The organism is Curvibacter sp. CHRR-16 (assembly GCF_018474005.1).
Lineage (GTDB): Bacteria > Pseudomonadota > Gammaproteobacteria > Burkholderiales > Burkholderiaceae_C > Allorhodoferax.
The window spans coordinates 1-22713 of record NZ_JAHCSH010000003.1 but is presented as its reverse complement, the minus strand read 5'-3'; the positions used below and the strand labels follow the sequence as shown (position 1 = coordinate 22713).

Sequence of the window (22713 nt, the reverse complement as noted above, 5' to 3'; positions counted from 1 at the left end):
GGGCAGCAGCCCAGTTAAGCGTGAGCCATGCGGTGATTCCAAGCATTCAAAATCTGCTTTAGAGGTTGGGAATGGACAAAAACGACGGTAGTTTGCACAAATACGACGTTCGCTTCTCGGGTATGCACTGAAGAAGATGTCGTTTGAGTCTTTCTAGACTGAGCGTTACTGAGTTTCTTGGTGACAAATCTTCTGGAGGTGTACGTATGCCGATGCAATCGAGTGATCTGAGTCGAATTCTGGCCGATGGTCGGCATTCACGCCGAGACTTTTTAGGCCGTGCTGCGGCAGCGGGAATCTCCGTCAGTGCACTCAATCTCATGATGGCACACAGTGCCTACGCTGCAAACCCTGTACGTGGCGGGATACTGCGCATTGGGTTGGCCGGAGGAACTGCTACTGACAGTCTCGATCCAGCCTTGGCCTCAGCCTCGGTTCCAAACAACATCGGTCGTACATGGGGCGAAGAACTGGTGGAACTCACGGTTTCAGGAGAGTTACGTCCTAAATTGGCTACCGAATGGAGTTCGTCCAAGGATGCAAAAGTCTGGACATTCAAGATTCGCAAGGGCGTCCAATTCCACAACGGCAAGGAAATGACGCCAGACGATGTGGTTGCAACCATGGAGCGCCACTCTGGCGCAGACACCAAGTCTGGTGCCTTGGGAATCATGCGCGGTGTGGCGTCGGTAAAGCGTGACGGTGATAACGTGGTATTCATCTTGAAAGATCCGAATGCGGATCTGCCTTATCTGCTCAACGACTTTCACCTCTTGATTCAACCCAATGGTGGTAAGGACAATCCAACCGCCGCAATCGGTACCGGTCCGTACAAGTTGGGAAGTTATGAGCCTGGTGTTCGCTATGTAGGGACACGCTTTGCCAACTACTGGGCTGCCAACGTGCGCGGCTTCGCAGAGCAAGTTGAATTCATCGTACTCAATGACACTACCGCACGCATGGCAGCGTTGCAAAGCGGCCGTGTTCACATGATCAACCGCGTCGACCCCAAGGTTGTCGACATGATTAAAAACGTTCCGGGGGTATCGATCCAGACGGCATCTGGTCGTGCCCACTACGTGATGATCATGCAGTGCAATGGGGCTCCGTTCAACAATCCCGATCTCCGACTGGCCATGAAATACGCCACGGATCGCAAGGAAATGGTCGAGAAGATTCTGCGTGGCTATGGTTCGGTAGGTAACGACACGCCCATCAATTCTGCTTACCCGCTTTTCAGCGAGCTCCCTCAACGCCAATTTGATCCGGACAAGGCAGCCTTCCACTTCAAGAAGTCGGGCTACAAGGATGCAGTAATCCTGCGTACCTCCGAAGTCGCCTTCCCCGGTGCTGTCGATGCTGCACAACTACTTCAAGCCAGCGCTGCAAAGGCCGGTATCAAGGTGGAAGTCAAGCGCGAGCCAGGTGATGGCTATTGGAACGAAGTTTGGAACAAGCAGCCATTTTGCATGTCCTATTGGGAAGGGCGCCCTGTTCAGGACCAGATGTTCTCTACCGCTTACATCAGTGGAGCGGATTGGAATGAATCGAAATTCATCAATCCGGCTTTCGACAAGATGGTGATCGCTGCGCGCGGAGAGCTCAATCCGACGAAGCGCAAACAGCTATATCAGGATATGTCACTCATGGTCAGCAACGAAGGGGGAACGATTGTTCCAATGTTTAACGACACGATCGCAGCCATTGGCCCCAAGGTGAAGGGGTGGGTGAAGAACCCTAATATGGAAATGATGGGGTATATGGCCGCGTCTGAGTGCTGGCTGGAGGGTTGATGAATCCACGTGCTTCTGTGGTTGCGCTGGTGGCTCGACGCCTTGCTTTGGGCTTGGTTCTGCTGCTAGGCGTTTCTATGTTGATTTTCGCTGGGACGCAGCTATTGCCAGGGGACCCAGCGCAAGCAATCCTCGGGCAATCGGCAACACCAGAGGCACTGGCCAACTTGCGCAAGGAACTAGGACTCAATGAGCCCACGTCCGTGCGCTACACGCGATGGCTTTCACATGCCGTTGTCGGCGACTTTGGCAAGGCCTTGTCCAACGGACAAGATATTTCGAGTGCTCTGGGTAAGCGTCTAAGGAATACACTGTTTCTTGCAGGGTGCGCTGCAATGGTTGCGGTGCCACTTGCCGTTTTTCTGGGTTTGGTGGCGGCGAGGTTCCGGAACACTTGGGTCGACAAGACGCTCTCCACCATCGGTCTCGCCACAACAGCATTGCCAGAATTCTTTGTGGCTTACGTCCTTGTCTTCTTGCTGGCAGTCAAGTTGCAATGGTTCTCCAGCATGTCCAGCATATTTGAGGGCATGACGTTTAGCGAGCGTCTGGATGCCATCGCATTGCCGATCATTGCGCTGACCTTGGCTGTGATGGCTCACATGATGCGCATGACAAGGGCTGCCATTTTGAATGTCATGCAGTCAGCCTATATCGAAACGGCGCTGCTCAAGGGCCTTTCGGAATTCCAGATTGTCGTGCGCCATGCGCTACCCAATGCCTTGGCACCGATCGTCAATGTTGTATTGCTCAACCTAGCCTATCTGGTAGTCGGCGTCATCGTCATCGAGGTCATCTTTGTGTACCCCGGGATGGGCCAGTACCTAGTTGATCATGTTGCGAAGCGCGACGTACCTGTCGTGCAGGCCTGTGGGCTTGTTTTTGCCAGCATTTACATCGGTCTGAACATTGTTGCAGACATCGTCGGCATCGTGGCCAATCCGCGCTTGCGTCATCCTAAATGAAAGTTTTTCTCCTTATTTTTAAGGCGCCCATTTCTGCGCAAGTGGGGCTGCTGCTCTGTGTGGGGTTCGCATTGGTTGCAACGTTGGCTCCGTTTTTGGCACCTTACGACAGTGCGGCTATCGTTGGCGATGTCTGGATGCCTATGTCTCCCCAGCATTGGTTGGGGACGGACAACTTGGGACGTGACTTGTTGTCACGACTGGTGCTGGGGACGCGAACCACGCTGGTCATTGCAGGATTGGCCACTTTGCTGACCTTCAGCCTTGGTGCGGTGGCTGGCTTTGTCGCGGCTGTGGCAGGAGGCTGGGTCGATATGTGCCTGTCACGCTTGGTGGATGTGCTGATGGCCATACCTACCTTGATCTTTGCTTTGGTGGTGTTGTCGGTTTTTCCATCGACTGTACTTGTCCTGATTTTGGTCATGGGTGTGTTGGACTCGACGCGCGTTTACCGTCTGGCAAGGGCGGTCGCTATGGACATCAATGTCATGGACTATGTGGAAGCCGCGCGACTGCGGGGTGAGAAAACCGCATGGATCGTCTTTAGGGAAATACTGCCAAACGCCCTGACTCCGCTGGTATCTGAATTGGGCATGAGGTTCATCTTCGCAGTCCTTTTCCTTTCGGCACTGTCTTTCTTGGGACTGGGCGTGCAACCTCCTGACGCTGACTGGGGCGGTTTGGTGAAGGAAAACAAAGAAGGCATCGTCTTTGGAATTCCTGCGGCATTGGCACCCGCTGCCGCAATTGCACTCTTGACCATCGCAGTTAACTTGGTCGCGGACTGGATACTGAACCTGACCAGCAATATTCATGGGGAGCGGGGCAATGTCTGATCAAGTTCAATCTGCACTGCTGCAAGTACGTGACTTGCATCTTGCGGTTGAGTCAAAAAGTGACCGCTCTGTGCACACCATAGTCTCGAACGTCTCTTTTGATTTGCTCAAAGGGCAAGTTTTGGGACTCATCGGTGAAAGTGGTGCCGGTAAATCGACCATCGGCTTGGCCGCGATGGGGTACGGCCGGGGTGCTGTACGTATCGTTGGCGGCAGTGTGGTACTCAATGGCAAGGACGTTGCGGCCATGAAGGCCAAAGATTTGCAGGCAATTCGCGGGTGTGAGATTGCCTATGTGGCTCAAAGCGCGGCATTGGCATTTAACCCCGCTCATCCTCTGATGGATCAGATCGTCGAATCGGCAGTGCTGCATGGCCGTTTGACGCGCAAGCAGGCTGAGGAGCGTGCACTGGCGCTTTTCAAAACTCTGCGTCTGCCAGACCCAGAGCATTTTGGAAACAAGTACCCTCACCAGGTGTCCGGTGGTCAGCTGCAGCGTGCCATGACTGCGATGGCACTTTGCGCGCAGCCCGACCTGATTGTTTTCGATGAGCCAACCACGGCCTTGGACGTTACTACGCAGATGGATGTGCTCGCGGCCATCAAGGACGCTATCCGACAAACCCATGTGGCAGCTCTCTACATCACTCATGACTTAGCTGTTGTGGCCCAGATCGCGGATCGCATCATGGTGCTGCGCAACGGGAATATGGTGGAGCTCGGTGAGACAGAACAGGTTATTCACTATCCCAAGGAATCCTATACCCGTGATCTGGTGAGCGTTCGCACGCTGCAACACCTAGAAAAACCAGTGACCAATGACATCGTCCTGCGCATGGATGGCATTTTTGCAGCGTACGGTGGAGGAAAAGCAAAGGTTCTTGAAGACATTTCGCTGGAACTTGGAGCCGGTCGCACCTTGGCGGTGGTTGGTGAGTCAGGTTCTGGAAAATCCACATTGGCGCGTGTATTGGTAGGTTTGCTTCCTCCTACCCAAGGCCAGGTGCATTTGCATGGTTCCCTTTTGCGCTCCCGCTTGGAGGAAAGAACGTGGGAAGAGCTGCGCAGGCTTCAGCTAATCTATCAAATGGCAGACGTTGCGATGAATCCTAGGCATCGTATCCGAGACATCATCGGACGTCCGCTGACGTTTTATTTTGGAATGAAAGGCGCGGAGCGAGATCGCAGAGTAGCCGAACTGCTCGACGAGATTGAATTGGGTAACCGCTTCGCAGATAGGTTTCCGGCAGAGCTCTCTGGTGGTCAAAAGCAGCGCGTATGCATCGCCCGTGCGCTCGCTGCCAAACCGGAAGTCATCATCTGTGACGAAGTTACCAGTGCATTGGATCCTTTGGTAGCAGACGGAATACTCAAACTGCTGCTGAAACTCCAAGAAGTGGAAAAGGTGTCCTACCTCTTTATCTCGCATGACTTGGCAACCGTTTCGGCGATTGCGGACTCCATCGCCGTAATGCACCGCGGCAGGCTGGTTCGGTATGGCAGCAAAAGCACGGTACTGGCACCTCCATTTGACGACTACACAAAGCTGCTCTTCGAATCGGTGCCGCGAATGGAGCGTGGTTGGCTCGAATCAGCCATGGCTGGCCGTACTCAAGCGCTAGCCTGAAACAAGTAATGGGAGGGTGAAAAATGAATATTCATGCAAATTTGAATGGCAAGTGTGCGTTGGTAACGGGCGGCGCATCCGGCATTGGGCTGGCAACAGTTGAAGCACTGGCGCAATGCGGTGCCACTGTTGCCGTGAATGATCTGCCCGGTAGTGCAGCACTGGCGAGAGAAGAGAAACGCTTGCAAGAAGCTGGGTTCAACGTATTTGCTGTTGGCGCTGATATGGGCAATTCAGACGACATCGCGACTATGGTTGATACAGTCGTTGCACGCACGGGGAAGCTCGACTACCTGATCAACAACGCAGCGACACCAGGAACACGTACTGCTATTCCAGCATCAGACCTCGAGAGTCAAACGGATGCTTTTTGGTACAAATTGCTGTCGGTCAATTTGCTCGGCCCATTTAATTGCATCAAGTCTGCTTTGCCTCACTTGAAGGCCTCAAAAGGTGCGGTGGTCAACGTCGCGTCAACTGCGGCATTCGGTGGCGGCGGAAGTAGTACGGCGTACGCGGCAGGAAAATCTGCACTGGTCTTGATGACGCGCGAACTGGCCAAGGGATTGGGGCCTGACGTCCGAGTCAATGGGGTGGCGCCAGGATGGGTTGGCCAGTCTGGTTGGGACTGTGCTTGGGAAGCCGAGGAAGCCAATGCAGCCGCAATAGCCCTGCCATTGCAACGCATAGGGCTGCCTGTGGACTATGCGCAGGTAATCTTCTTCCTCTGCGCGGGAGCGGACTACATGACCGGACAGACCTTGGTGGTCGACGGTGGTCTACTCGCTTGAGTGCCGCACATTCCATGAAGCGACTTGGAATCATCGCTGCGCCGGGCTGGTTTGACCCTACTGCAAACGAATTTCTACTCCGTCATTCCGGCCAAATTGATGTCACACAAACGATCTTGGGGCCACCAGGTTTTGACTGGAGCTTTGCATCGATTCGTACCAGTGAACCCCACTTGCTGGATGCTGCGCGCTTACTCGTCGAAGCCGGGTGCGAGTGCATCGCCCAGGTCGGGCCTGCATTTGCCTATCAGGCAGGCGGAGGCACTATTGCAGGTGCCCTCGCATTGGGGCAGCGGCTCAGTGAAGCAGCGGGAGTTCCGGTTCTTCTGAATGGTTGTGCTGTCTTGGATAGTTTGAAAGCAATCGGTGTGCACACGTTCACCGCAGTGTTTCCCTACTACAACGCAGAATGGAAGCACGAGTTTTGTCAATTCATGGAGCGTGCCGGATATGCCCTTGAAGGATGCAAAACGTTCGTCGATCTTGGCATCATCCCGACGCAAGCAGAAGTTGATTTGCGCCGCTATCGATTCACTGAGGTAGAGGTTCTTTCCGCCATAGAGGCCAATCTGAGAAGTTCCTATTACTCACAGGCCGTTGTCGTCAGCGGCTCCGGTGTGCGTACCCTATCTTGGTTAAGGCGGGCTCAAGCCGATATCCAACAACCGATCATCAGTGCGGACGGAGCGCTGTACAGCGCTGTATGCCAAGCATTGAACTTGCCAGAACGCATGAACTGTGCAGTTGAAAATGGTTTTGATTAGTGAAAGGAATGTTCGTGAAAGCAGCTTTTTTCAAGTCATTTGGGTCTGCCAAGGATGTAATCGAAGTTGGTGAGTTCGCCACGCCCTCACCTGCACACGGCGAAGTACTGATCAGGATGAAGACATCCGGTACAAATCCTTCAGACACCAAAAAGCGAGCAGGTGCGTTCCCCAATCTTTTGGATGCTGGGGCGGTCATTCCAAATAGCGACGGTGCCGGTGTGATTGAAGCGGTCGGGGCTGGCGTCCCCAAAAGCAGGGTTGGACAGCGCGTTTGGGTGTATCAGGCGCAATATGGTCGCTTGCATGGAACTGCCGCGCAGTACTTGGCCATTGACGCGCGACGCGCAGTAAAGCTTCCTGACAATACCAGCTTCGAGATCGGTGCATGTCTCGGCATCCCGGTCATGACATCCCACCGCTGTGTGTTTGCTGATGGCCCTGTTACCGGACAGGTGATTCTTGTCACAGGTGGTGCGGGTCGGGTGGGCTACTACGCGATCCAGTTCGCAAAGCTTGGCGGAGCAACTGTCATCGCTACCGCGTCATGCGCAGCAGATCGTCAAGATTGCCTGGATGCGGGCGCAGACCATGTTGTCAATCATCGCGATCCCAATTGGCCTAAGCTAGTGCTGCAATGCACGGATGGTCGAAAGCTTGACCGTGTCGTCGAGGTCGACTTTGGAGCCAACCTCATGCCAGTTCTTGAAATAATTCGTATTGGCGGTGTCATTGCAACCTATTCATCGTCAGTTGCCGAGCCATCGCTAGCGTTTCGACGAATGATGTTCATGGATCTGACGCTGCGCATGGTAATTGTCTACGCCATGCCTGAATCTGCGAAGGAGCAGGCCATTCAAGACATTAACCAGCATCTAACGAATCAAACGCTCCAACACCGCATTGGTGCCACGTACCCCTTGGAGCGATTCGCGGACTCTAATGAGGCCATTGAAACAGGGAGCGTGCGCGGCTGCGTTGTTGTGCATATAGACTGAGGATATGACGCAGACTCCTCTGGATGTTCATTTCCTATTACTGCCAGAGTTTTCCATGCTGGGGTTCATGTGCGCCATTGAACCTCTTCGCATCGCCAATCACTTTCGCGAAGGTAGCTACCGCTGGCACGTACTGACCCCCACGGGGGGCTCAGTGATGGCAACCAATGGATTTGTTTTGCAGTCAAACGGTTCATTTCTCGATGTTCAAAAGGCCAGCTTGATTTTTGTTCTTTCGGGATTTAATACGCACTTGTATTACCGATCGGCCATGGGCGAATGGCTACGCCAGATGCGGGAACGTGGAGCAGTAATCGGTGGAATTGATGGGGGGCCATTCGTGTTGGCTGAGGCAGAACTAATTGGTCAGGATCGTGTGGCACTCCACTGGGATTCGCATGCCCCCTTTTCTGCCCGTTACCCAAGAGTTAGGCTTTCCAATTCGTTGTTCGAAATCCAGCCCAATACAGTTACCTGTGCGGGTGGCACGGCTAGCATCGACATGATGCTGTCGCTGGTTCGCCACCAGCACGGACTGGCACTGGCAACTCAGGTGTCGGATTGGATCATCCTTGGCAGGATACGCAATGCATCCGACACTCAGCGCTTGGAGATAGCGCCGCGCTATGGCACTCACAACGAAAGAGTTGGTGAAGCCATCCGCTTAATGCTTGCCCATGTGGATAAGCCACTTGGCCTTGCTGAACTATCTGTGGGTGTGGGCGTTACACCAAGGCAACTGCAACGCCTTTTCGCAACACACTTACGTGCTGCACCTGCAAGCTTCTACCTGAAACTTCGTTTGGAAAAGGCCCGTGAACTTCTTCAACAGACGTCATTGAATGCATCCGCTATTGCTACAGCGTGTGGATTCAATTCGGTAGCGCATTTCTCGCGAGCATACAAAACATTGTTTCAGGTCGGCCCTACCAGTGACCGAGTCGAGGACGCTGGCAATCGCAAATCTAATTTCGCTTCATTGCGCAGACTGAATCGAAAGCCTAAACCTGCCCGCCAACGAGCTCTTCAAATTCAAGAGGGCGATCCACCCAACCCTACGCGCTACAGCAAGAATTGAATTTGATGGCGACACATGGCTGATTCGCTGTCGCACTATTCTTTGTCTATATCGTATGGGGAACCAGTTGCGCTGCAATCCAACCGTGTTTGTCGAAATCCCCGTATTCGCGTTGACTGCAAGTCGTCTACTTGTTGTTGGTACGGTCTTGGCTATAGTCGCGCGCCGACTGAAGGAGGAGCAGAGGAGTAGGCGCAGATGTGTGAGAGCTTGCGCGTGTAGAGCGCAACGTTCGAATAGCCTTTTTCTCCGCGTAGTGGAAATAGCCTTGCAGGCCAGCCAGTTCCTCGAACTTACACTGCACGTCGGGTCCCTGGGCCTTGAGTTCTTGCACCGCCATACAATCCGGCCGCACTGTGTGCAGCCAGTCTGCCAGCCCTTTGCTGTGGGCCGAGCGGATGCCGTTGAGGTTGAGGCTGACTAACTGAAACAAGGATTTCCCCTATGACACAAAACAAGAGCCTGGCCTTGGACTTCGTCCAGTTCGCGGTGGAGTGCCAGGTGCTGCGCTTTGGCGAATTCAAGACCAAAGCCGGGCGTCTGAGCCCTTATTTTTTCAATGCAGGCTTGTTTGACGATGGTGCCAAGCTGCTGAAACTGGCCGAATTCTATGCCCAGAGTATTTTGGACAGTGGGGTGGAGTTCGACATGGTGTTTGGCCCTGCCTACAAAGGGATTCCGTTGGGTGCGGCGGTGGTGATGGAGCTGGCACGCCGGGGCAAGAATGTGCCTTTTGCCTACAACCGCAAAGAGGCCAAAGACCATGGCGAAGGCGGCAGTTTGGTAGGTGCCCCCCTGCGCGGGCGCGTGCTCGTTGTGGACGATGTGATGTCTGCCGGTACTGCAGTGCGCGAGTCCATCGCCATCATTGAAGCTGCAGGCGCTACGCCACACGCGGTCGCAATTGCGCTGGACAGGCAAGAGATGGCTACCGACAATGGACAAGACGTTTCCTACAGCGCTGTGCAGTATGTGCGCCAGCAGTTGGGGTTGTCGGTATGCGCCATTGCGAAGCTCAGTGATTTGCTGCAGTATTTGGCGCTCAACGGAGGGGCTGATGCAGCCTCCCAGCACAATCGAGTCAAAGCCTACCGTGAGCGGTACGGCGTGGGAGAGGAATAAGGGGTATGAGGAGTGTCTGTAGTCTGTTGCTAGGAATGCTGCTGTGCGGTGGCCCCATCGCGCTTGCGCATGCAGCAGATGCGGCGGGCACCAATGGCATTTTTGTCTGTGTGGATTCCAAAGGGCGCCGCCTCACATCGGATCGTCCTATCGCCGATTGCTTAGACCGCGAGCAGCGGGTTCTCAACCCCAGTGGCTCGACCCGTGAGCGCCGAGGTCCGGTTTTGACGGCCAAAGAACAGGCCGAATATGAGGCGCGACAGCGTGCCGATCAAGAGGCCGCAGAGCGCCAAGCCGATGAGCGGCGTCGTGACAGGGCGCTGGCGACGCGCTACCCCAACAAAGCGGCGCACGAAAAGCAACGCCAAGATTCTCTGAGCGCGATCAATGGCGTCATTGACGCGGTGCAGCGCCGCATTGATGAGTTGGTGGGTCAGCGCGCCCAGTTGGATGCGGAAGCCAAAGCCTACGGTACCGATACCAGCAAATGGCCCAGTGGCTTGCGTGCACGCCGCGAAGCCAATGCACAAAACCTGTCTTCACAGCAGCGCTTTTTGTCGGATCAAGAGCAGGAGCGTCAGCGCATCAATGCCCGTTTTGACGAAGAACTGCGCCGTCTTGAGGGCATGTGGGCCCAGCAGGCCCAGCTGCAGTAGGCGATGCCGCCTGCATCGTGATCGCCCGCCCCACTCTGTAGCAGGGCAGGCGGCACAGCGTGGTTAAGCCAATTTTGCCTTGAGCAAATCGCCTGCTTGTTGCGGGTTGGCCTTGCCTTTGCTGGCCTTCATCACTTGGCCGACCAAAGCATTGAAGGCTTTTTCCTTGCCGTTGCGGTATTCCTCCACGTTCTTGGGGTTGGCAGCAATCACTTCGTCAATGATCTTTTCCAGAGCACCGGAGTCGTTCATTTGTTTGAGGCCCTTAGCCTCGATGAGGGCATCGACCTCGCTGCCTTCTCCTGTCCACAGCGCGTCAAACACCTGTTTGCCAGCGTTGTTGCTGATGGTTCCGTCAGCAATGCGGGCGATCAGGCTGGCCAGTTGCGCGGGGTTGACAGGGCACTGCTCAATGCCGATTTCGTCGACATTGAGTCGGCGTGATACTTCGCCCATGACCCAGTTGCCTGCCAGCTTGGCTTGGCCGCAGGCGTTGGCAGTTTTTTCAAAATACTGGGCCAGCGCCACGCTTTGGGTAAGCTGGTTTACGTCGTAGTCAGACAGGCCGTATTCACTCTGGAAGCGGCTGGCCATATTGCGCGGCAACTCGGCCATTTGGCTGCGAATCTGCTCAATCCACTGTTCTGAAATGTAGAGCGGTGGCAGGTCTGGGTCGGGGAAATAGCGGTAGTCGGCCGCGTCTTCCTTGGTGCGCATGGCGCGGGTCTCGCCCGTGTCGGGGTCGAACAGCACGGTGGCCTGCTGGATGGCGTGGCCGTCTTCAATCTGCTCAATTTGCCAGCGTACCTCAAAGTCGATGGCCTGCTGCATGAACTTGAACGAGTTCAGGTTCTTGATCTCGCGGCGCGTGCCCAAGGGCTGGCCGGGTTTGCGCACCGACACGTTGGCGTCGCAGCGGAACGAGCCTTCTTGCATATTGCCGTCGCAGATGCCGATCCAGGTCACGATCTTGTGCAACTCTTTGGCGTAGGCCACCGCCTCCAGCGAAGAGCGGATGTCCGGTTCGGTCACGATTTCCAGCAGCGGTGTGCCAGCACGGTTGAGGTCAATGCCCGACTGGCCGATGAAGTTTTCGTGCAGCGATTTGCCGGCATCTTCTTCTAAGTGGGCGCGCACCAAGCGCACGCTTTTTTTCTCGTCACCCAAAAAGAAACTCACTTCGCCGCCTTGCACCACCGGGATCTCGAACTGGCTGATTTGGTAGCCCTTGGGCAGGTCGGGGTAGAAGTAGTTTTTGCGCGCGAAGATGCTGCGCGGCGCGATGTGGGCACCAATGGCCAAACCGAACTGGATGGCGCGCTCGACCGCGCCCTTGTTCATCACGGGCAGGGTGCCGGGCAGGGCCAAGTCCACTGCGCAGGCTTGCGTGTTGGGCTCAGCGCCGAAAGCGGTGCTAGCGCGGGAAAAAATCTTCGATTGGGTCGAGAGCTGGGCGTGGGTTTCAAAGCCGATGACGACTTCGTAGCCCTGCACCAGCAAGGAGTTTGTGCTGCTTGCCATGGTCAGAATCCTGCGGGCTTGGCGGTGTGGAAATCGGTGGTTTGTTGGAAGCGGTGCGCTACGTTGAGCAGTCGCGCTTCCTGCAAGTAGTTGCCTATGAGCTGCATGCCAATCGGCATGCCAGCGGCACCGGTGCCAACTGGAATGCTCATGCCGGGCAAACCGGCCAGCGAGGCAGGTAGGGTGTAGATGTCGGCCAGGTAGTTGGCCACGGGGTCATCGGTTTTCTCGCCAATCTTCCATGCCACCGTGGGCGCTACTGGCCCTGCAATCACATCGCATTCGCTAAAGGCGCGCTGGAAGTCGTCGGCAATCATGCGGCGGATTTTTTGCGCTTGCAGGTAGTAGGCGTCGTAGTAGCCGTGGCTTAGCACGTAAGTGCCGATCATGATGCGACGTTGCACTTCGGGGCCAAAGCCTTCGGCACGCGTTTTCTTGTACATGTCCAGCAAGTCGTCGTACTGCGCTGCGCGGTGGCCAAACTTCACACCGTCAAAGCGGCTCAGGTTGGAGCTGGCTTCGGCCGGAGCGATGATGTAGTACACGGGGATGGACAGCTCGGTGCGCGGCAATGCAATAGGCACCAGCTTGGCACCCAGGCTTTGCAGTGTTTGCAAGGCGGCATCCACGCGTGCGCGCACGTCATCGGCCAAACCGTTGCCGAAGAACTCTTGCGGCACACCGATGCGCAGGCCTTGGATGTCTTGCGTGAGTGTGGTGGTGAAGTCTTGTGCTGGCACATCCAGCGAGGTGGAGTCACGCTCTGGGTCGGGGGCGCACATGTGGCTGAGCAGCAGGGCGCAGTCTTCGGCGCTGCGCGCCATGGGGCCGGCTTGATCCAAACTGGAGGCAAAGGCCACCATGCCATAACGGGAAGCGCGTCCGTAGGTGGGCTTGATACCAGTCACGCCGCAAAAAGCGGCTGGCTGGCGGATGGAGCCGCCGGTGTCGGTGCCCGTGGCAGCGGGGGCCAAGCCAGCGGCTACCGCCACGGCGCTAGCGCCCGATGAGCCGCCCGGAATGCGGCTGCTGTCCCACGGGTTGCGGCAAGGCGTGGCTTGATCTAAACCGACGGCTGGCACGGCCACGTTTTCATTGGAGCCTCCCATGGCAAATTCGTCGCAACTGAGTTTGCCCAAGCTCACCATGCCGGCGCTTTGCAAGCGATCCACCACCGTGGCGTTAAACGGCGAGCGGTAGCCTTGCAGGATGCGCGAGCCTGCCGTGGTGGGGAAATCGCGGGTGGCAAAAATATCTTTGTGGGCTATGGGGATGCCCGTTAGCGCAGTGGCATTGCCCGTGGCCAACTGGGCGTCGGCGACTTGGGCTTGCTGCAATGTCACATCGCTGTCGGTGGCCACAAAGGCGGCCAAGGACTGGTGCGCTTGCATGCGCTGTACAAAGTGCTGTGCCAGCTCGACAGCACTGATTTGCTTGGTTTGCAGGGCGTCGCGCAACTGGCGCAGGCTTTGGTGGTGCAGGGGGGTAGAAGACGAGGTGCTCATGGCGTTATTCGATCACTTTGGGAACCAAGAATAAGCCGTTCTCAACGGCAGGGGCGCTGCGTTGGTTGGCCTCACGCTGGTTGGGTTCGTTGGCCGTATCCTCTCGCAGGCGCAGAGCCACGGTTTGCACCACATCGGTAGGGTGCGCCAAAGGGGTAATCCCCGTTGTATCGACCGCCCGCATGGCTTCCACAATGTCAAAGAAACCGTTGAGTTGTCCTTGCAGGCGAGTGGCTTGCTCGGGTTGCAGTTGCAAGCGGGCCAAATGGGCGATGCGCTCGATATCGGCAAGTGAAAGAGACATGTTGTTAAATCTATGTAAACAGGTGTTTGGCCCCAGTATCCTGGCGGGCTTTACAGTGGGCTATAAGGTATTATCCAGCCTTTAGTTTGGTGTAAGGCGCATGGGGTATGCGCAGCTAGCCGGAACAAAATGTAATAAACCCCACCAGAGATGTGACGCTAGCGTGTGCTGGCGTTACACGAGAGGATTAGTGATGCTCGGAGCTTTCCGTCGGTATTTTTCTACAGATTTGGCCATTGACTTGGGTACGGCCAATACGCTCATCGTAGCCCGTGACAAGGGTATCGTACTCAATGAGCCTTCTGTAGTGGCCATCCGCCATGAGGGTGGCCCACAAGGTAAGAAGACTATCCAAGCCGTTGGTATGGAGGCCAAGGCGATGCTGGGCAAAGTGCCTGGCAACATCGAGGCCATTCGCCCGATGAAAGATGGTGTGATTGCCGATTTCACGGTGACTGAGCAAATGCTCAAGCAGTTCATCAAAATGGTGTTGCCACGTGGGGTGCTCAAAGCCAGTCCACGCATCATCATTTGTGTGCCTTGCGGTTCAACCCAAGTGGAGCGCCGTGCCATCCGTGAATCCGCTTTGGGCGCGGGTGCCAGTGACGTATACCTGATCGAAGAGCCCATGGCTGCTGCGATTGGAGCAGGTTTGCCCGTGAGTGAAGCCAGTGGTTCCATGGTGGTGGACATCGGTGGTGGCACGACCGAAGTGGGCGTCATCTCTTTGGGTGGCATGGTCTACAAAGGTTCTGTGCGCGTGGGTGGCGATAAGTTCGATGAGGCGATCATCAACTACATCCGCCGCAACTACGGCATGCTGATTGGAGAGCCCACAGCCGAAGCGATCAAGAAGCAAATTGGGTCTGCTTTCCCTGGTTCGGAAGTCAAGGAAATGGAAGTGCGCGGACGCAATCTGTCCGAAGGCGTGCCACGCAGCTTCACGATCAGCTCCAATGAAATTCTGGAGGCCTTGACAGATCCCCTGAACAACATCGTTTCTGCAGTGAAGAACGCTTTGGAGCAAACGCCCCCAGAATTGGGAGCCGACATTGCTGACCGCGGCATGATGCTGACTGGTGGCGGTGCTTTGTTGCGTGACTTGGATCGCTTGTTGGCCGAAGAAACAGGTTTGCCCGTGTTGGTGGCCGAAGATCCGCTGACTTGCGTGGTACGCGGCTGCGGCATGGCTTTGGAACAAATGGAGCGTTTGGGCTCCATCTTCACCAGCGAATAAGAGTCAAGGTCAGCGATGCCTCTTGGTACGCTGGATAGAGATCCGCCTCCCTTCTTTCGACAAGGCCCTTCGGCCTTGTCGCGTTTGGCTATCTGCAGTGCCTTGGCCTTGCTGTTGATGGTGGGTGATGGCCGTTTCAAGGTCATGCAACCACTGCGCTTGGTGTTGGCTACGGTCGTATACCCGGTGCAATGGTTGGTGTTGCAGCCTGTGCAGTGGGTTGAAGGTTTTTCTGACTATGTAACGACTGTCACATCGGCTCACCGCGATGTAGAGCGTGCCCAATCGCAGTTGCTGCAGCAATCGTTGCGTGCCGCGCGCGTTGAGCAGCTGGAGTTGGAAAACAAGAGGCTGCGCGATTTGCTGGCACTTGGTGCACGCTTGACCGTGCATTACCAAAGCGCGCAAGTGTTGTTTGATGCGGCCGATCCATTCACGCGCAAGGTCGTGGTAGATAGAGGTGCCATGCAGCAGGTCAAATTGGGTTCTCCGGTTGTGGATGAATTGGGTGTCGTTGGGCAGGTAACACGTGTCTATCCACTCAGTAGCGAGGTCACGTTGCTCACTGATCGGGATCATGCGATTCCCGTTCTGAATGTGCGCACCGGTGCGCGTGGTGTGGCCTTCGGTGACAACAGTGTCCACGCTGAAGCAATGGAGTTGCGCTATATGGCTGCTAATGCCGATGTGGCAGAGGGTGACTTGCTAACCACCAGTGGTGTGGATGGTGTGTATCCCGTGGGCTTGCCAGTGGCGCGCATTGAAAAAATTGAGCGCAAAGTGGATGCTGCGTTTGCCCGTATCTATTGCACACCGATCGCCAAAACAGCGGGTGCAGAGCATGTGCTGATATTGGATCCGATGTCCGTTGAGGAGAAGCAGCCATGATCATGCGTCCTGGCCAACAGCTTCTGTTACCAGCAAATCCAGTATTCATTTGGCTCAGCATGATTTTGGCTTTCGTGGCCAACATCATGTTGAACTTTCTTGCCAATGGGCAATTGCCGTGGGCACCGGATGTGTTGTCGGTGGTTTTGGTTTTCTGGACTATCCACCAACCCCAGCGGGTCGGTATTGCCGCAGCCTTTGTGTTTGGTTTATTGATGGATGTCCACGAAGCATCTCTGCTGGGTCAGCACGCCTTGGCCTATTCGGTACTCAGTTTTCTGGCGATTGCAGTGCACCGTCGCTTGTTGTGGTTTAGCTTGCCATCTCAGGCTGTTCAAGTGTTGCCCTTGTTTGCGATGGCCCACGTCATGATGACGGTGCTGCGTGTCTCCTTGTCGCAAGGTCACCCAAGCTGGTGGATTGTTCTTGCGCCTCTCCTTGAGTCTTTGCTGTGGCTGCCGCTGACGGTATTTTTGCTAGCACCGCAGCGCAGAGCGCCCGATCCTGATGCAAACAGGCCTTTGTAAGGGTTGGGCGTTGCATGATTGAGCTACGCAATTTACAAGCAGAGTTGGCGCGTTTTCGGGTTCGAATCCTAGCGGCCAGCATTGCTGTCTTGGTGTGCTTTTCCCTGCTGGTTTTGCGAATGGTTTACCTGCAGGTGTGGCGCCATGAAGACTTGGCGGCTCAGGCTGAAACCAATCGGACTGCTATTGTGCCCATCGTCCCCAATCGGGGGGTGATCATGGATCGCAACGGCATTGAGTTGGCGACCAATTATTCGGCTTACACCTTGGAGATAACGCCATCCAAAGTTGATAGCCTTGAGAAGACCATTGATGCGCTGGCGCAAGTGGTGGATATTGCGGCTAGGGATCGCAGGCGGTTCAAAAAGTTGTTGGAAGAATCCAAGAACTTTGATTCACTGCCTATTCGCACACGCTTGACCGATGCGGAAGTGGCGCGTTTTGCAGCCCAGCGGTTTCGTTTTCCTGGAGTGGAAATCAAAGCGCGCTTGTTTCGCAATTACCCTTACGGTGAATTGGCTAGCCATGTGATTGGCTACATAGGCCGTATCAACCGGACAGAAAAAGACAAGATCGCCGATAGTGAAGACCAAGCTAATTACCGTGGGACGGAATATATTGGCAAGCTGGGTATTGAGCAAAGTTACGAACATGAGCTCCATGGCATTACTGGCGTTGAGCGGGTGGAGACCTCAGCAGGCGGGCGTGCAGTGCGTAAGCTGGCCAGTACGCCATCGACCCCGGGTAACAGTGTCATGTTGTCTATCGATATCAAGCTGCAAAAACTGGTAGAGGACATGTATGGGCAGCGTCGTGGGGCGCTGGTTGCTTTGGATCCTGCGAGTGGGGATGTGCTGGCGTTTGTGAGCAAGCCAACGTTTGACTCCAATTTGTTCGTAGAAGGCATTGACCAAGACAACTGGCAAATGCTCAACGAATCAATAGACAAACCACTGCTGAACCGGGCTTTGCGTGGTACCTATCCTCCTGGGTCGACTTACAAGCCATTCATGGCATTGGCGGCGCTAGAGACGGGAACCAGAACCCCCCATACCCTGATTAATGATCCGGGTTACTACATGTTTGGTGGTAATCGATTTGGCAGTCCGGAGAATGAAAAGGGCGGGATCATGGATATGCGGCGCGCTATCGCTGAGTCCAGTAACGTGTACTTTTATTCTTTGGCCAATGAGTTGGGGGTGGACACTATCCACGACTTCATGAAGCCGCTGGGGTTTGGGCAGCTAACAGGTATTGATATACAGGGTGAAGTGCGTGGCGTTTTGCCTAGCCAAGAGTGGAAGCGCAAGTATTACAAACGCCCTGAGCAGCAGAAGTGGTACGCCGGTGAGACCATCTCGTTGGGGATCGGTCAAGGCTACAACACCTTCACCATGTTGCAAATGGCGCAAGCGTTGTCTACCTTGGTCAATCATGGTGTTAAGCACAAGCCTCGCTTGGTTATTGCAACCCAAGATGCCACCACGCGTGCTAAGAATGAAATTGCCCTAGAGCCCGGTGAGTCTCTGGGCTACAAAGAAGAAAATCTCAAAGTAATCCAAGATGCCATGGTGGCGGTGACCCAGGTGGGTACGGGAACACGGGTTTTTGCAGGTGCCGGCTATACCAGTGGTGGCAAGACGGGGACGGCACAGGCCGTGAGCTTGGGCAAGAATCAACGGTACAACGCAGCAGCCATGGAAGAGCATCAGCGCGACCACGCACTCTACATTGCCTTTGCACCAGCCGATGCCCCCAAGATTGTGGTGGCTGCCATTGTGGAGAACGCAGGTTTTGGGGCCGCTGCCGCCGCGCCGATTGCGCGGCGTGTTTTTGACTATTGGTTGTTGGGTAAATATCCGAGCGTGGAGGATTTGGCAGCTGTCAGCAAAGGCATGGCTACTGCGCCGATTGGTACACCACGCAAGGCTGTTGACATTCCTTGGCCTAGGGTGCCAGAGCACTGAAGGTGTGCAGTACGTCTGTGCGCCATGTGCTGGGCAGGATGTCCCAAGTGGATTTACAGATCAGTGCAATCACTACAGTGATGAAAATGCGGCGTACAAAACCAGAGCCGTGTTTGAGCGCAAGGTACGAGCCACCCACGCTACCCAGTACGTTAGCAATAGCCATCACCAGTACATAGTGCCACCAGATATGGCCCTTGAGGGCAAACAGCAAAATAGCCGATAGGTTAGAGGCCATGTTGAGTAGTTTGGCCCCGGCGGATGCGTGCAAGAAGTCATAGCCCAAGACCCTGACTAGCAAAAACACGAAGAAGCTGCCAGTGCCAGGGCCGAAAAAGCCATCGTACAGGCCAATGCCACCGCCTATCAAACAAGCCAGTTTGCGCTCTCGCGAAAAGTCCCTCAGTGGTGCGTGAGCATGCCCAAGGTCTTTTTTATACAAGGTGTATGCCAGTAGCAAACAGAGCACAGCAGGCAATGCCTGGCGCAGTAGCGAGGGTGACACCATCGTAACCAGCCATGCTCCCGCAAAAGACATGCCAAAGCTCATCGCTGAAGCAGGCAGCAATACCGCCCAAGGCATTTGTACGCGGCGCGCAAAGCGCCAAGCAGCCATGGAGGTGCCCCAAACAGAAGCCCCCTTGTTGGTTCCAAACAAAGTGGCTGGTGGTGTCTGGGGGAATGTGGCGAATAAGGCGGGGATCAGGATCAGTCCCCCGCCTCCTACGATTGAATCTACAAAACCTGCAAACAGGGAGGCGACCGCAACGACGAGTAATTCCATCCCTTGATTCTCGCCCAAATAAAAAGCACAGCCTTGGCTGTGCTTAAAGGGTTTGTCATTAATTATTGAAAGTGCCGTCTCCTCGGCATCCTGTACACGGTGTTCATGCACCAGTGATTGCTCTATTGGTTGATGAATGTATCCAACGAAGACTTTTGCAGCATTAGGACTAACCCTTCTGGGGGTTAACCAGCGCCCCCTAAAACGGGGAACAGTTTGATCAAGCCATCTGACATGACTTCTACCGCCAATGCTGCCAAGATAAGACCCATCAACCGCGTCATGACATTGATACCGGTTTTTCCTAAAAAGCGCGCGATGGGATCGGCCAAAGAAAAACACAAAGCGGTGGCCAAGGCCACGACAAGACCGTAGCCCACTAGTGTCAATTGCTGCCAAATGGTTTTCGCTTTTTCTGCGTAAATAACCACTGTGGACATGGTTGCAGGCCCTGTCAGCAAGGGAATGGTCAGAGGTACTACGGCGATGCTTGCGCCCATGGCTGCTTTTTCGGCACCGTCATGCATGTCAGAGGAGGCCGTTTTGGCTTCAGCTGGTTGTGCTGCCAGCATGTTGAGTGCACTAGATAACAGCAGCATGCTGCCACCGACTTGAAAGCTGGCGAGTGAAATACTGAAGAAAGCCAAGATATGCAAACCAGCAGTAGCAGAGAGTCCGACCACCAAGAAACATGCAAAGGCTGAAACGCCAATCGTGTGCCGGCGTTGCTGTGCTGAGAATCCTTCGGTGTAGTGGATGAAAAATGGAACGATGGCCAATGGGTTCACAATGGCCAGAAGGGTGATAAGGGGTTTGATGTCCATGGCCTATTACCGATTTGTTCGGGATAAGTAGCGTTTGCGCCAGAAGAAGGCGGTTAAGCCCGATGCGCAGATTGCCATCAAGCCCAGAATCCACCAGAAGCCCGTTTGTTTGTGCAGCAGTGGAATGAAGTCGAAGTTCATGCCGAAAATACTTGCAATCAAATTGAGCGGCAGAAAAATAGCCGTTAGCACGGTGAGGGTGCGCATGATGTCGTTGGTGCGATTGCCTTGTACGGAAAAGTGAATTTGCACGGCCGCTTCCGCACTTTGCTCCAACTTGCGAACATGCTGTATGACTCGCTCAATATGTTCAAGTACATCGCGACTGCGTACTTGTAGCAACTCTAGGTTGGTTCGTTCAGCGTGGGTTTCAGGGATTGGCCATGTTTTGGTAGCTTCAATCCAATCTTGTATGCAAGCACGCTGGTCTTCACACACATCATCGAGTTGGTGCAATGCCATGCGAGCATCTAGGATGGCTGTCCAATGGTGAAAGCGGGTGTGCGGGTTGAGCAGTTCGTTTTGCCAGTGATCCAGCGCTGTCGTGAGGTCTTTGCGCAGTCCTAAATAACCGTCGACCATCAAGTTAATGATGCGCAGCATCAAGTCGGCAGAAGAGGTTGGCAGGCGCTTGTTGCTGCTGCCCGCAAGGCTGCTAGGCTGCAGGAGTTTGCTGGCATAACTGTCTAGGACGCTGCATGAGTCTGGATGTACGGACAAAAGCACACGGTCAAACACCGCAAAACCAACAGCTTGCGTATCAATGCATCGCTGTAATTGGGCAATCGGAGCATGCACTAAGGTGGACGCAGTGGTGCTGGCGCGGTAGCTTGCCAAACGCCGGAAAACCACGATGTCGTAATTGGAGGTGAAGTCGTGGTGTGATGGTAGCTGGTGGTTGAGCAAGTCGGAGACATGCAGATCCAAGAGTGGGCTTGCACCTAAGTTCAGCAAAGCACCTTGTATGCGCTCGGCGTTGCTTTCAAATTCGTTGCGAGTGCAAGCCAGCCAGATGTAGTCGTTTGGATTCGATGCCAGATTGATGCAGATGTCCTGGGTTTGCTCAGTGACGCCTTGTTCTCCAATGAAGAATGTGCGCATAACACTGTTCTGTTCAGCTGCTAAGGTGCAGTAAGCGAGCGGCATCCCGTGCAAAGTAGGTCAGCACGCCATCTGCACCAGCACGCTTGAATGCCAGCAGACTTTCCATCATGACCGCATCGTGATCCAACCAGCCATTGAGGGCAGCTGCCTTGAGCATGGCGTACTCACCGCTCACTTGGTAGGCAAATGTCGGAACTTTGAACTCTGCTTTGATCCGCTGCACGATGTCCAAATACGGCATGCCCGGTTTCACCATCACCATATCCGCCCCTTCGCTAATATCCAGTGCCACTTCGCGCAAGGCTTCATCGCTATTGGCGGGATCCATTTGGTAAACCTTCTTATCGGCTTTGCCCAAGTTGCTAGATGAGCCAACCGCCTCGCGGAATGGGCCATAGAAAGCGGATGCATATTTAGCGCTGTAGGACATGATGCGCGTGTGAATGAGATTTTCTTTCTCCAGTGCTGAGCGAATGGCGTAAACACGTCCATCCATCATGTCGCTGGGCGCTACGATGTCCACACCGGCCTGTGCGTAAATAAGGGCTTGTTGGGTCAAAAGACTGACCGTTTCGTCGTTCAAGATGTAGTTGTTATGCCCGGGGCGGGTGTCCGGAATGCCGTCTTGTCCATGGCTGGTAAATGGGTCAAGGGCAATGTCTGCAATCACGCCAAGCTCTGGGAACGCCTGTTTCAGTGCCTTGATGGTTCGGGGGACGAGGCCATCAGGGTTTAGGGCCTCCTTTCCATCAAAAGTTTTCAAGCTTTGCTCAATGGCGGGAAACAAGGCCAAGGCAGGTATGCCAAGGCGACAGCATTCCTCCGCGACGGGTAACAGCAAATCCAAACTTAGACGTTCTGCACCGGGCATGGATGAAATCGCTTGGCGTTGTTTGCTGCCATCCACAACAAATACAGGGTAAATCAGATCATGGGCGCTGAGTTGTGTCTCCCGTACAAGATTGCGAGTGAAGGTGTCATGGCGCAATCGACGTGGGCGTGCAAAAGGAAAACTGGATGTCATAAATGGCTTCTAGAGTGATAGTGGCAATCGTAGTGGATCTGCCGCATTGGCGTCCATGCAGGGAGTCGATTTGAGTCAAGGTAACCGATATTAAAAACCTACCAAATGCACAGAAATCTTTACACCTAGGGGCTACCCAAAAAACGGTTTCTCGTTATACTCCGGATCGGACAGGCAACTGTCCCCTGCTTTTCCTCCCTGAGCAGGGCCTTGATGTGTGACAGCAAATAGGCTTGAAGCCCCGAGTGTTCGGGGCTTTTTTTTTGTCTTGTGACCCGTCCTGCCGGAGGTTGACACCTTTTCATCACAGAAAAGGCAAGTCAAATGGAATCAGGCATCAAGAGAACGCAGAAGGACTACATACTGGCTTTTAAGCTGGCGGTGGTCGAGCAAGTGCA

21 protein-coding genes and 1 pseudogene are annotated in these 22713 nt (G+C 54.7%); 14 read left to right on the top strand and 8 right to left on the bottom strand.

Going from position 1 to position 22713, the window contains the following annotated elements; translation table 11 throughout:
* Positions 1-206: 206 nt before the first annotated feature.
* The 8 genes from KIK84_RS07040 to KIK84_RS07005 are packed head-to-tail and all read left to right on the top strand — an operon-like array spanning position 207 to position 8852.
* Positions 207-1793 carry an ABC transporter substrate-binding protein gene (locus KIK84_RS07040; RefSeq protein ID WP_214122860.1) on the top strand — a complete coding sequence of 529 codons (1587 nt, stop codon included), beginning with the start codon at positions 207-209 and terminating at the stop codon, positions 1791-1793.
* Positions 1793-2758, top strand: coding sequence for an ABC transporter permease (locus KIK84_RS07035; protein ID WP_250207837.1), 966 nt, complete (start codon positions 1793-1795; stop codon positions 2756-2758). Before KIK84_RS07040 ends, KIK84_RS07035 begins: the two co-directional genes overlap by 1 nt.
* Positions 2755-3594, top strand: a complete 840-nt coding sequence (locus tag KIK84_RS07030; protein WP_214122368.1) for an ABC transporter permease — start codon at positions 2755-2757, stop codon at positions 3592-3594. The genes KIK84_RS07035 and KIK84_RS07030 overlap by 4 nt, the downstream gene beginning before the upstream one ends.
* Positions 3587-5221 carry an ABC transporter ATP-binding protein gene (locus tag KIK84_RS07025; RefSeq protein WP_214122367.1) on the top strand — a complete coding sequence of 545 codons (1635 nt, stop codon included), beginning with the start codon at positions 3587-3589 and terminating at the stop codon, positions 5219-5221. Before KIK84_RS07030 ends, KIK84_RS07025 begins: the two co-directional genes overlap by 8 nt.
* Positions 5222-5244: 23 nt before the next feature.
* The gene (locus KIK84_RS07020; protein ID WP_214122366.1) at positions 5245-6012 is read left to right on the top strand and encodes an SDR family NAD(P)-dependent oxidoreductase; all 768 of its coding nucleotides are present in this window, start codon (positions 5245-5247) and stop codon (positions 6010-6012) included.
* 14 nt (positions 6013-6026) lie between these two features.
* Positions 6027-6776 (top strand): aspartate racemase/maleate isomerase family protein, encoded by a 750-nt coding sequence (locus tag KIK84_RS07015; protein WP_214122365.1) that lies wholly within the window; start codon positions 6027-6029, stop codon positions 6774-6776.
* A 14-nt stretch (positions 6777-6790) separates the two neighbouring features.
* Positions 6791-7774 (top strand): NADPH:quinone reductase, encoded by a 984-nt coding sequence (locus KIK84_RS07010; RefSeq protein WP_214122364.1) that lies wholly within the window; start codon positions 6791-6793, stop codon positions 7772-7774.
* A gap of 4 nt (positions 7775-7778) precedes the next feature.
* Entirely contained in the window at positions 7779-8852 is a 1074-nt protein-coding gene (locus KIK84_RS07005) for a GlxA family transcriptional regulator (protein ID WP_214122363.1), read from the top strand.
* A 212-nt stretch (positions 8853-9064) separates the two neighbouring features.
* Here the strand turns inward: KIK84_RS07005 and KIK84_RS16980 are convergent.
* Positions 9065-9285: pseudogene (locus tag KIK84_RS16980) on the bottom strand (endonuclease/exonuclease/phosphatase family protein); the annotation flags it as partial.
* 11 nt (positions 9286-9296) lie between these two features.
* Here KIK84_RS16980 and pyrE point away from each other — a divergent pair.
* Positions 9297-9974, top strand: coding sequence for an orotate phosphoribosyltransferase (pyrE, locus tag KIK84_RS07000; protein WP_214122362.1), 678 nt, complete (start codon positions 9297-9299; stop codon positions 9972-9974).
* A gap of 5 nt (positions 9975-9979) precedes the next feature.
* The gene (locus KIK84_RS06995) at positions 9980-10630 is read left to right on the top strand and encodes a DUF4124 domain-containing protein (protein WP_214122361.1); all 651 of its coding nucleotides are present in this window, start codon (positions 9980-9982) and stop codon (positions 10628-10630) included.
* A gap of 63 nt (positions 10631-10693) precedes the next feature.
* On the opposite strand, the gene gatB is transcribed toward KIK84_RS06995, so the two are convergent.
* From gatB to gatC, 3 genes are read right to left on the bottom strand one after another with little or no spacing between them, the layout of a single operon-like run.
* Positions 10694-12151, bottom strand: a complete 1458-nt coding sequence (gatB, locus tag KIK84_RS06990) for an Asp-tRNA(Asn)/Glu-tRNA(Gln) amidotransferase subunit GatB (RefSeq protein ID WP_214122360.1) — start codon at positions 12149-12151, stop codon at positions 10694-10696.
* A gap of 2 nt (positions 12152-12153) precedes the next feature.
* Positions 12154-13656, bottom strand: a complete 1503-nt coding sequence (gene gatA / locus KIK84_RS06985; RefSeq protein WP_214122359.1) for an Asp-tRNA(Asn)/Glu-tRNA(Gln) amidotransferase subunit GatA — start codon at positions 13654-13656, stop codon at positions 12154-12156.
* Between the two features lie 4 nt (positions 13657-13660).
* Positions 13661-13960 (bottom strand): Asp-tRNA(Asn)/Glu-tRNA(Gln) amidotransferase subunit GatC, encoded by a 300-nt coding sequence (gene gatC, locus KIK84_RS06980; RefSeq protein WP_214122358.1) that lies wholly within the window; start codon positions 13958-13960, stop codon positions 13661-13663.
* Between the two features lie 193 nt (positions 13961-14153).
* Here gatC and KIK84_RS06975 point away from each other — a divergent pair, with 193 nt between their 5' ends.
* Genes KIK84_RS06975 through mrdA form a run of 4 tightly spaced genes read left to right on the top strand, consistent with a single transcriptional unit; the run spans position 14154 to position 18579 of the window.
* Positions 14154-15197 carry a rod shape-determining protein gene (locus KIK84_RS06975; RefSeq protein ID WP_214122357.1) on the top strand — a complete coding sequence of 348 codons (1044 nt, stop codon included), beginning with the start codon at positions 14154-14156 and terminating at the stop codon, positions 15195-15197.
* Between the two features lie 15 nt (positions 15198-15212).
* The gene (gene mreC, locus KIK84_RS06970) at positions 15213-16085 is read left to right on the top strand and encodes a rod shape-determining protein MreC (protein ID WP_214122356.1); all 873 of its coding nucleotides are present in this window, start codon (positions 15213-15215) and stop codon (positions 16083-16085) included.
* The gene (gene mreD, locus KIK84_RS06965) at positions 16082-16612 is read left to right on the top strand and encodes a rod shape-determining protein MreD (protein ID WP_214122355.1); all 531 of its coding nucleotides are present in this window, start codon (positions 16082-16084) and stop codon (positions 16610-16612) included. Before mreC ends, mreD begins: the two co-directional genes overlap by 4 nt.
* 14 nt (positions 16613-16626) lie before the next feature.
* On the top strand, positions 16627-18579 hold the full coding sequence (gene mrdA / locus KIK84_RS06960) for a penicillin-binding protein 2 (protein WP_214122354.1): 1953 nt from the start codon (positions 16627-16629) through the stop codon (positions 18577-18579).
* Here the strand turns inward: mrdA and KIK84_RS06955 are convergent.
* The 4 genes from KIK84_RS06955 to hemB all read right to left on the bottom strand — a co-directional run bounded on the left by KIK84_RS06955 (position 18560) and on the right by hemB (position 22315).
* Positions 18560-19363: a sulfite exporter TauE/SafE family protein gene (locus KIK84_RS06955; RefSeq protein ID WP_214122353.1), complete on the bottom strand. Its 804-nt coding sequence runs from the start codon at positions 19361-19363 to the stop codon at positions 18560-18562. The genes mrdA and KIK84_RS06955 overlap by 20 nt on opposite strands.
* A 185-nt stretch (positions 19364-19548) precedes the next feature.
* On the bottom strand, positions 19549-20187 hold the full coding sequence (locus KIK84_RS06950) for a MarC family protein (protein ID WP_214122352.1): 639 nt from the start codon (positions 20185-20187) through the stop codon (positions 19549-19551).
* Positions 20188-20193: 6 nt separating this feature from the next.
* A complete protein-coding gene (locus tag KIK84_RS06945; RefSeq protein ID WP_214122351.1) occupies positions 20194-21288 on the bottom strand; it encodes a magnesium transporter CorA family protein in 1095 nt (364 codons plus the stop codon).
* A 13-nt stretch (positions 21289-21301) separates the two neighbouring features.
* Positions 21302-22315, bottom strand: a complete 1014-nt coding sequence (gene hemB, locus KIK84_RS06940; protein WP_214122350.1) for a porphobilinogen synthase — start codon at positions 22313-22315, stop codon at positions 21302-21304.
* Positions 22316-22713: the final 398 nt, after the last annotated feature.